The sequence below is a fragment of the Tunicatimonas sp. genome (genome assembly GCF_049647865.1).
In the GTDB taxonomy this organism is placed as follows: domain Bacteria; phylum Bacteroidota; class Bacteroidia; order Cytophagales; family Cyclobacteriaceae; genus Tunicatimonas.
In genome coordinates this window covers 1-5,451 of sequence record NZ_JBARYM010000138.1, presented here as the reverse complement: position 1 = coordinate 5,451, position 5,451 = coordinate 1, and the positions used below count along the sequence as shown (strand labels likewise).

The window sequence follows — 5,451 nt, the reverse complement described above, 5'->3', positions numbered from 1 at the left end:
TTACGATGGCTAACGTACTCATGCATTGCATGGCAAAAGCATAAAAAACCAGTAGTGAGAAGGCTACTGCCGGAGTAAAGCGGGGACCGCCGGTTTCAGGATTTATCTCGTTACGCAAACGGCTTTTGATTGTACTTTCGTTGTCTGCTTCGCCGATGCTATACAACGTAGCAATAGTACCGACAAATACCTCTCGAGCGGCAAAAGAGGTAATTAAGGCAATACCAATCTTCCAATCGTAACCCAGCGGACGAATAACCGGTTCAATCCATTTTCCAAACTGCCCAGCATAAGACTCTTGTAGACGAACGCTCTCAATCTGGGTATCGAGCGACTCAGCCAACGTTTCATCCTGTTGGGCTTGCTGAAAAACTTGATTCTCGGCTTGCTGAATAGCATCCCCAGGACCGTAAGAAGCTAGCACCCAAAGTATTATTGATACTGCCAGGATGATCTTTCCAGCTTCAAACACAAAAGCTTTTGACTTTTCTAGTACTGTGATACCCACATTTCCCCAGCGGGGCCAACGGTAGGCTGGTAATTCCATAATCAGAAATCCTTGACTTTTGGCCCGAATTAACTTTTTCATAACCCAAGCCGAAGAAATGGCCATGAAGAACCCGAGAAGGTATAATCCCATCAGCACTAAACCAGCTAAGTTAAATATGCCCAAATAGGTTATTTCGGGAACTACCAGTCCAATTAGAATGACGTACACCGGTAGGCGAGCTGAACAACTCATAAAGGGGGTTACAAAAATGGTGATCAGACGGTCTTTCCAATCATCGATACCTCGGGTTGCCATAATTGCCGGAATAGCGCAGGCTAAACCAGAGATCAGCGGAACCACGCTTCGACCATTTAACCCAACTTTCCGCATTAGTTTATCCATCATAAACACCACCCGGGCCATGTAGCCTGACTCTTCCAGAATGGAAATAAAAGCAAATAGAATGGCTATTTGAGGAATAAAAATGACGATGCCACCGATACCCGGAACAACCCCTTCGGCCAGCAAATCCGTTAATGGTCCCTCAGGTAACGTTTCGCTAATCCAGGTGCCTAGCTTACCGAACATCAGGTCGATAAAATCCATGGGTGCCGCCGCCCAAGCAAAAATAGCTTGAAAAATTAAGAGTAACAGTCCAAAAAAAATCAGGTAACCGAAAATTTTATGGGTAACGTATCGGTCCAGCTTTTCAGTAAAAGCCGAAGAGTCACTTTCCGGGGTGGAGATTGCCGCTTCTACAATCTGGTCTATCTGCTGGTAACGCTGAGTGGTTTCTTCGACTTGTAGTGCGTCCGAATTAAATTTAAACTGAGCTTTACAGTCATTAAGCAACTTTTTTTCATCGGGCGTTAGAAAAGTTAACGATTCACCGTATTGAAGCAGCAAATAAGCTTGGTAGTAATTCTGACAGCCAAATTGATACTTGATCTCCGATACCGCTTCGGCGGCTACCGAGCGAGGGTTAAAGAACTGACCAAGAGGCGTTTCAACAGACTCATCTAGCTTTTCCTTCAACGTATCTAGCCCTTGACCCCGACGAGCATTCATTTGAATAATTGGGATGCCTCCTAGCTCTTGCTGAAGGACTTCTGTATTCAGTCTAATTTTTCGTTTTTGTACCAGATCAGCCATATTGAGCACCAATATGATGGGTAGACCTAAATCAATTAGTTGGGTACAGAGAAGCAGGTTTCGTTCCAGATTAGTGGCATCTACTACCACCACTACCGCTTGAAAAGCCTCTTCCTTCAGATTTAACAGTTGGTTGGCTACCACCAATTCATCGGACGAGCGAGGAAAAATACTGTAAGTACCCGGTAGATCTACCACCTTCAACGAACGGCCCGAAGGCAATTGCAGCGTACCTACTTTTTTATCAACCGTAACTCCTGGATAGTTTCCTACTTTCTGGTTCAGTCCCGTGAGTAAATTGAACAGACTGCTCTTTCCTGAATTAGGGTTTCCAACTAATGCAATCCGGCCAGTATTAACTGTCTGCTTTGGGAGAGTATCGGTAGCGGATTTGCTCATTGTACTTCTACTAACTCCGCTTCATCTAAACGTAATGATAATTGATAACCAGCTACTTGCACTGATATAGGATCACCAAAAGGAGCAGAAAAATTGTATCGTACGGTTTTGCCTGGTAACAGTCCCATTTCCAGCAATTTCACTGACAGGGACGAAGGTTTTAGTTGTTGGATCACTTTTTTCTCTCCCGGCATCATCTTCGCTAAGGTTTTCATACGGACGGATTGTGCTTTTGAATAATACTGAAGTTGGCTTGCTAGGTTAGGCAAAAATACTCTTTGTTTAGAACATATCTAAATAATACGGTAAAAACCAAAAAGGTTTAAAACCCTCACTTCCGGAATTGCTATTAATCCCTTACCTCTTGCTACTTATCATCTTGCGAATTCTAGGCTTAATTACTATATTCCCGTATTATGTCGAGACTTTTCTGCATAGTCTTGGTGGGTACTATTCTTCTAATTTTGCCCGCTCAAGCGCAACAACCTAAGTATACCTTCCAGGACCAGATTCGTCCAGTATTGGACAAGCACTGCTTTTCTTGCCATAATGTAGGAAAAGTGGCTGGGGGTATTAATCTAGAGAAATACGAAAGTGCCGGGCACCTAATTAAAGATGGTGAGGTTTGGTTGCAGGTAGTCAAGCAAGTGCAAGTCGGACAAATGCCACCGGCTGATAAACCCGCCCTTAATTCTGAAGAAAAAACCATTTTAGTGGAGGGGATTAACAATATTCTTATTAGCTCCCTCAAAGAAAATAATCCGGGTCGCGTGGTGATTCGCCGCTTGAGCCATAGCGAATACCATTACACCGTTTTAGATTTGACGGGAGTTAATTTCAATGCTACTAGCTTTTTTCCGGCAGATGGCTCAGGCGGAAGAGGATTCGATAATTACGCTCGCACTTTATTCTTGACTCCCCTAAAACTAGAACGCTACTACGACGCTGCCACCCAGATTGTAGACACCCTGTTTTCTACGCCTGAACTACAGCAAAATATAATCGTAGCTCGTTATCAGCCCAGTTGGTGGACAAACGTTCAGAACTGGATTGCTCAATGGTTTTCTTCTGAGCCCAATTCTACTGCTGCACCGCTAGCCGTGGCCGAGCGGAGTATATTTCCCTTCGCTAGTCGGGCGTACCGTCGATTTCTAAGTAGCTCTGAAAAAGATCAGCTTCGTGGTATTTTCCGAAAAGTGTACCAAGCTGATGATAGTGAAACTCCCTTTGATGCGGCACTCGCTGCCACTTTTAAGTCGATCTTAGTTTCACCTCATTTTCTGTACAAAGTAGAAGACGAACAGCCCACTCAAACGCCCTATCGCCTCAGTGGTTTTGAGTTGGCCAATCGGCTATCGTATTTTTTGTGGTCCTCACTTCCCGACGAAGAGCTTTTTGACGCTGCTTACCGAAGCGAACTGCACGACAGCTTACGGCTTAGAGAACAGGTATTACGGATGCTGAAGGACCCTAAAGCTAAGCGATTTTCGGAAAGCTTTGCTACACAGTGGTTCGGAATTACCCGCCTAAAAGAACAAAATCCAGTAGACCCGGAGCGGTTTCCCGAGTTTACCCTACCCCTGCGCCAAGCGATGTATCAAGAAACCGTAGATTACTTCCACCATACCCTTACCGAATCAAAAAATTTCCTAGACCTAATTGTTAGCGACTACGCCCTACTAAACGAAGATTTAGCCAATCATTACGGAGTAGCAGGTGTCACTGGAAATCAATTGCGCCCGGTTTCACTCACGGGACAGCGGCGAGGCGGGGTATTAAGTATGGGCAGTGTATTAGCCTCTACTTCTCTTCCATTGCGCACCAGCCCGGTGTTACGCGGAAAGTGGGTACTGGAAGAAATTTTAGGAACTCCTCCTCCCCCACCTCCCCCCGATGCCGGGGAGTTACCCGAAGAAGAAGCGGCCCAACCCGATGCTAGTCTGCGCGATTTGCTCGCCCTGCACCGTAACAAACCTGATTGCTACAGTTGCCACCAAAAGATGGACCCTATAGGATTTGGGTTAGAAAACTACGACGCACTGGGAAGATGGCGCACCCACTACGGCAAGGAACCCATTGTTGCCTGGGATACGCTAGCTAGTGGAGAAATATTCAACGGGCCCGAAGAATTAAAGAAGGTACTGCTCACCAAGCAAGATAACTTTGCTCGAACTTTAGCAGAGAAAATATTTACCTACGCCATTGGTCGCAACATCGAGTTTGTGGATGAACCCACCATGCAACGGCTAACCCAAAATCTTCTCAACAATCAATTTAATCCGGAAGAGTTTATTATGGAATTAGTGTATAGTTATCCATTCCGGTACAAAATCAACGATTTTCAACCCAAACTGAAAGCTTCATGAGCAAGTCCTGGCAAATATCGCGTCGCCGAATGTTGAAAGGCCTGGGTGCTTCTATTGCCCTGCCCTGGTTAGAAGCAATGGCTTCCCCAAGAGTTTTTGCAACCGGTGCAGCAAAAGCTCCCCCTACCCGAAGTGCTTTCTTTTTTATGCCTAACGGGGTACATCCTGAACAATGGACTCCCACTTCCTACGGAAGCAATTTTGAGCTTTCGCCCATTTTGCAGCCGTTAGCTAATGTGAAAGACGATATTCTGGTGCTTAATGAATTAATGAATCATTCGGCTATCTTCAAAGGTGCTGATGGGCACTACGCCAAAACCTCCACCTTTTTAACGAGTCAGCAGATTTACAAAACTACCGGAGATAATATTGATAGTGGTGGCACTTCTATTGATCAGCTTATTGCCCAGCATCAGGGCAAAAACACGCTCTTTAGTTCACTCGAGTACGGATTAGAACGCATTAATTCCGGTATTGATGCCAATGTAGGCTTCACCCGCCTCTATGGCTCTAGCATTGCCTGGAAATCGGCTACCCAGCCTTGCTCCAAAGAAATTGACCCCAGACTAGCCTTCAATCGCTTATTCCGTAGCTATCTGCCTACTACTTTGTCCCAACCCGATGTATGGAAACAAAGTGTACTGGATCTGGTGCTGGAAGATGCTCAAACCCTTCAGCGTAAGCTGGGCCGTACCGATCAGGATAAGCTAGAAGAATATCTGGAATCTATCCGCTCGGTAGAAAAACGTATTGATAATCAGTCGCAGCAGGAGGCGTATGCGGAGCGACTCACTCCTGACATGCGCCGAGAGATGCAGCACTTGAATCTTAGACTGGATGAGTTCTCAGAATTTTACCTCGGCACCGACATCACTGAGAAAACCCGTCTGATGTTAGACATTATTGCTCTAGCATTCTGGAGCGATGCTAGTCGAGTGTCTTCGTTTATGTTTGGCAACTCGGTTAGTAATCGCAACTTCTCTTTTTTGGATGGTGTTCAGGGTAGCCACCATCAGCTATCCCACCACCAAAATAGCGAAGAGA

Annotated in this window: 4 protein-coding genes; 2 read left to right on the top strand and 2 right to left on the bottom strand. The window is 45.5% G+C overall.

Going from position 1 to position 5,451, the window contains the following annotated elements; translation table 11 throughout:
* Both feoB and WBA23_RS04375 read right to left on the bottom strand, forming a co-directional pair.
* The coding region (gene feoB, locus WBA23_RS04380; protein WP_424581029.1) for a ferrous iron transport protein B at positions 1-2,041 on the bottom strand (2,041 nt) is incomplete at its 3' end.
* Positions 2,038-2,256 (bottom strand): FeoA family protein, encoded by a 219-nt coding sequence (locus WBA23_RS04375; RefSeq protein WP_424581028.1) that lies wholly within the window; start codon positions 2,254-2,256, stop codon positions 2,038-2,040. The genes WBA23_RS04375 and feoB, both read right to left, overlap by 4 nt.
* A gap of 201 nt (positions 2,257-2,457) precedes the next feature.
* On the opposite strand from WBA23_RS04375, the gene WBA23_RS04370 reads away from it, so the two are divergent.
* Positions 2,458-4,407: a DUF1592 domain-containing protein gene (locus tag WBA23_RS04370; RefSeq protein WP_424581027.1), complete on the top strand. Its 1,950-nt coding sequence runs from the start codon at positions 2,458-2,460 to the stop codon at positions 4,405-4,407.
* The coding region (locus WBA23_RS04365) for a DUF1552 domain-containing protein (protein WP_424581026.1) at positions 4,404-5,451 on the top strand (1,048 nt) is incomplete at its 3' end. The genes WBA23_RS04370 and WBA23_RS04365, both read left to right, overlap by 4 nt.

Coding starts and splice junctions, on each gene's coding strand:
- WBA23_RS04370 (WP_424581027.1), top strand. CDS start 2,458: ATGTCGAGACTTTTCTGCATAGTCTTGGTGGGTACTATTCTTCTAATT.
- WBA23_RS04375 (WP_424581028.1), bottom strand. CDS start 2,256: ATGAAAACCTTAGCGAAGATGATGCCGGGAGAGAAAAAAGTGATCCAA.